Annotated in this window: 4 protein-coding genes and 1 pseudogene; 3 read left to right on the forward strand and 2 right to left on the reverse strand. The window is 64.3% G+C overall.

Annotation, left to right across the window (positions count from 1 at the left end):
* Positions 1–987, forward strand: a pseudogene (locus tag EN893_RS20745) (hypothetical protein); the annotation flags it as partial.
* Between the two features lie 157 nt (positions 988–1,144).
* Here the strand turns inward: EN893_RS20745 and EN893_RS20750 are convergent.
* Both EN893_RS20750 and mntR read right to left on the reverse strand, forming a co-directional pair.
* Positions 1,145–1,333 carry a hypothetical protein gene (locus EN893_RS20750; protein WP_127271214.1) on the reverse strand — a complete coding sequence of 63 codons (189 nt, stop codon included), beginning with the start codon at positions 1,331–1,333 and terminating at the stop codon, positions 1,145–1,147.
* Between the two features lie 90 nt (positions 1,334–1,423).
* The gene (gene mntR / locus EN893_RS20755; RefSeq protein WP_127271216.1) at positions 1,424–1,873 is read right to left on the reverse strand and encodes a manganese-binding transcriptional regulator MntR; all 450 of its coding nucleotides are present in this window, start codon (positions 1,871–1,873) and stop codon (positions 1,424–1,426) included.
* A 233-nt stretch (positions 1,874–2,106) separates the two neighbouring features.
* On the opposite strand from mntR, the gene EN893_RS20760 reads away from it, so the two are divergent.
* Positions 2,107–3,471 carry an Nramp family divalent metal transporter gene (locus tag EN893_RS20760; protein WP_127271218.1) on the forward strand — a complete coding sequence of 455 codons (1,365 nt, stop codon included), beginning with the start codon at positions 2,107–2,109 and terminating at the stop codon, positions 3,469–3,471.
* Positions 3,472–3,552: 81 nt separating this feature from the next.
* Positions 3,553–4,311 (forward strand): protein-L-isoaspartate O-methyltransferase (locus tag EN893_RS20765; protein WP_164898341.1); only part of this gene is annotated, 759 nt, incomplete at its 3' end.

The raw sequence follows: 4,311 nt of genomic DNA on the forward strand, positions 1-4,311 counted from the left end.
CTGAAGGACTACGTCGTCAGGGGCAATACGCTCGCCACCATCAAGTCGGCGGCCGGCTTCAAATTGCGGCTCAACGAGATGAGTTGCACCGGTTGCCATCAGACGCGCGGCATTGCCGGCTTTCATTACACCGGCGCCGATCCGGCCAGCGAGCCGCGCCGCAACGCCGTCTTCGTGCCGGGCTCGGCTGTGTTCTTCGCCGACCTGCCGCGCCGCCGCGCCATCGTCGAGCAGTTCGCCGCCGGCAGTCACCCGGACTTTACGCGCGGCTTCGCCGCCCGTCCGGACGCCAGATATGCCGAGGCGCTGAAAGGCACCGACCTCTACAATGGCTGGGGCTCGATCTGCTATCGCGGCGAGGATGCAAGTTTCAAGGACTGGAACTGCGGTGCGGGCCTGCGCTGCGCAGGTGTCCACGAAAGCGCCATCCATCCGGGCTTCGGCACCTGCGTCAGTGACGCGGGCACCGCGGTCGGTGATCCCGTCGAGTTCGGCGAGATCAGGATGTCGAGCTGGGGCAGCGACCAATATTGCCGCATCTCGCCGACCACCGCCAAGGCCTGCGCTATCGACCCGGCGCGGGACAAGAAGCCGCCGGTCAAGCTCGCCGGCTATGGCGCGGCGCGCCAGCGCTACGACAATCCGCAGCAGAAGACCGGCGGCTTTCCCGGTGGCATGCTGCGCAAGGCGAGCTGCGACAAGCTTCCCGACGAGGCGACGTGCGGACGTCTGGCCAAGACCGGCTTCAACGACTGCATCGCGTCGGGCAAGGACCACAAATTCTGCACGAAGGAATTCACCAAGACCGCCGGCCTGCGCGCCTGCGACAAGGCGCATCCCTGCCGCGAGGACTATATCTGCACCGCAGGCTATGACGATCTGGTGCAGGCAAAAGCCGGCAAAGGCACCTGCATCCCGCCCTATTTCATCTTCCAGTTCCGCGTCGACGGCCACCCGCGCAGCTGGGTGCAGGATGTCAGGGAGTGAGGGAACGGTTTGCCGCAGGCAAATTGAAAGGTCCACTGGACCTTTCAAAAGGCTCGAACGCCCGCAGCCATAGCGGAGGGCGATAGACACTGCCGCAAGAAAGGACGTAAACCACGTCCAACAGCGGCCTTGGCCTGCAGCCAATCACGTCAGACGCCTAATCTTCCTGTTTGGCGCCGGCGCTCTTGCCGTCAGAGCTCTTCGACCGTTCCTCGAAACGCGCCGCGCCCTTTTTAAGCGGACGGCCGGTTTCCGCCTCGGTCTTGCGCTCGTCCCTCGCCGCCGCCCGTTTCAGTCCCGCGGCCGCCTGCTTGCCCTTTGCGGTCGGTGCTTGTTCGATGCCCATCGCTTCCTCCGTTCGCGCGACAAAACGCGCGCTGTCGGGAGCAACGTGCCCGGCGTGCGACGGTTCCGGCAGCGCCGGAAATCTGGCGGCTCAGCGCGCCGTCATCGCCTTGCGGAAAGCTTCCAGCGTCTCGGCGCTGACATGGTGCTCGATGCCTTCGGCGTCGATGCGTGCCGTCTCGGCGCTGACACCAAGCGAGCGCAAAAAGGCTTCCACCGTCTGATGGCGGATGCGGCTTTGCTCCGCGACCTTGCGGCCGGCATCGGTCAGGAACACGCCGCGATAGGGCTTTCTCGACACCAGGCCGTCGGCGCACAGCCTGGTCAGCATCTTGGCCACTGTCGGCTGGGCGACGCCCAGGCGTGCGGCGATGTCCACCTGGCGCGCCTCGTTGCCGTCTTCGATCAGGTCGGCGATCAGCTCGACATAATCCTCGACCAGCGCGCTGCGGCGCGCTTCGCGCTGCTGCCGGAAGCCCTCCGAATGAATTTCGGCGTCGAGCAGCGGCTCGCGCGGGACCGGTCTGTTCTTCAGCGCCAATACGCGCTCCTCCCAGGACTATTTGCCATCCATGCTTTCATAGCACGGGCTCTGATTCTTCAGGCCGTTTATTTGCATTCCGCAACAGGTGCAACCGGACTTCCGATTGCGAGTTCGCCCGATACCGCCAGCAGAATAAAAAGCACCGACAATGAAATATAGCATATTGCATAATGTTGAGCCATGGCATAGCTTAAGGGAACATCGCCCAGTCTCCCGGAAAGCCCTCCCCCATGTCCGAAGTCGAAGCCACAGCCTCCCGTTCCTCATGGCGGTTCGCCAGGCCCGACGAGGACGAGGAGCCCAGCCTGCGCGAGGTCAACGCGTCGATCGCCGTTCCGAGTTCGGGGGTCTGGTTCCGCCGCCTGTTCGCCTTCATGGGTCCCGGCTACATGGTCTCGGTCGGCTATATGGATCCGGGCAACTGGGCGACCGACCTCGCCGGCGGCGCGCAGTTCGGCTACACGCTGCTGTTCATCATCATGCTGTCCAACCTGATGGCGATCCTTTTGCAGGCGCTGGCGGCACGACTCGGCATCGCCACCGGCCGCGACCTCGCCCAGGCCTGCCGCGCCTACTATCCCCGTCCGGTCAACTTCGTGCTGTGGATTGCCTGCGAACTGGCCATCATCGCCTGCGACCTGGCCGAAGTCATCGGCACCGCGATCGCGCTGCAACTTCTGTTCGGCATTCCGCTTATCGGCGGCGCCATGCTGACGGCGCTCGACGCCTTCCTCGTGCTGCTGCTGATGAACAAGGGCTTCCGCTATCTCGAAGCTTTCGTCGTCGCGCTGCTGATCATCATCTTCAGCTGCTTCGCCATCCAGATCTTCGTCGCCGCCCCGCCGGCAGGCTCGATCCTGCATGCCATGTTCGTGCCATCGTCGCAGATCGTTACCAACCCGGAGATGCTCTACATCGCCATCGGCATCATCGGCGCCACCGTCATGCCGCACAATCTCTATCTGCACTCCTCGATCGTGCAGACCCGCGCCTATGAACGCACCGAAAAGGGCAAGCGCGACGCCATCAAATGGGCAACGACGGACTCGACCATCGCCCTGATGCTGGCTTTGTTCGTCAATGCCGCCATCCTGATCGTGTCGGCGGTCGCCTTCCACAACACCGGCCATCAGGATGTTGCCGAGATCGGCCAGGCTTTCGAGCTGTTGTCGCCGCTGCTCGGCCTTGGCATCGCCTCGATCCTGTTCGCGGTGGCGCTGCTGGCTTCCGGCCTGAACTCGACGGTGACCGCAACGCTTGCCGGCCAGATCGTCATGGAGGGTTTCCTGCGCCTGCGCATCCCCAACTGGGCACGCCGGCTCTTGACGCGCGGCCTCGCCATCATCCCGGTGGTGGTCGTCACCGCGCTCTATGGCGAAAAGGGCACCGGCCAGTTGCTGGTGTTCAGCCAGGTGATCCTGTCGATGCAGTTGCCCTTCGCGGTCGTCCCGCTGGTGCAGTTCGTCTCCGACAAGAAGAAGATGGGCAATCTCGCCATTCCGCGCGGCGTCGCCGCCCTTGCCTGGGTAGTCGCCGCGGTCATCCTGGGGCTCAACTTCAAGCTGCTCTACGACACCATGTTCGGCATCGGCTAAGCTCCGCTTCGAAAATCGACTACCGTGCGCCAAGGGTAGTCTCGCGACAAATCGGCAATCCGCGCTATGTTGTCCCGCAGCATGGCCCGGATCGAAGACATCAGGAAATTCTACGCGCGGCTGCTGGTCGCCCATGCCGGCTCGCCCGACCCACGCCTGGAAGCGGCTTTCACCGAGGTGCCGCGCGAGGCGTTTCTCGGTCCCGGGCCGTGGACGGTCATCGCCGGCAACGGCAAGGTCACGACGCCGAGCGCCGACCCGGCCCATGTCTACCAGAACGTGCTGGTGACGCTCGACGACGACAAGGGCATCAACAATGGCGAGCCCTTCCTGCATGCCATGTGGATCGGAAAGCTTGCGCCTAAACCTGGCGAGGCCGTCACTCATATCGGCGCCGGCACCGGCTACTACACCGCCGTGCTGGCCAAGCTGGTTTTACCAGGCGGCACCGTCACCGGCTTCGAACTCGACGAAAAGCTGGCCGATCTGGCGCGCAAAAATCTCGAAGCATATGGCAATGCAACGGTCGTCCATGGCGATGCGGTGACGACGCCCCTGCCGCCATCCGACATCATCTACGTCAATGCTGGCGTCGCAGCGCCACCAGCAGGGTGGCTGAAGGCGCTGCGGCCCGGCGGCCGCATGATCTTCCCCTGGCGCCCGGCCGAGCGCGTCCCGCTGGCGGTGATGGTGATCCGCACCGAAAAAGGCTTCGCCTGCGATCCGTTCATGCGATCGTGGTTCATTCCCTGCGTCGGCGCCTCGCTCGCAGACTCAGCGTCGAGGATCCCGACGCGCGAGCAGGCCGCGCGCAGCCGCTCGATCTGGCTGGTGCAGGAC

The sequence above is a fragment of the Mesorhizobium sp. M7A.F.Ca.CA.004.04.2.1 genome, from assembly GCF_004022825.1.
Taxonomy (GTDB): Bacteria; Pseudomonadota; Alphaproteobacteria; order Rhizobiales; family Rhizobiaceae; genus Mesorhizobium.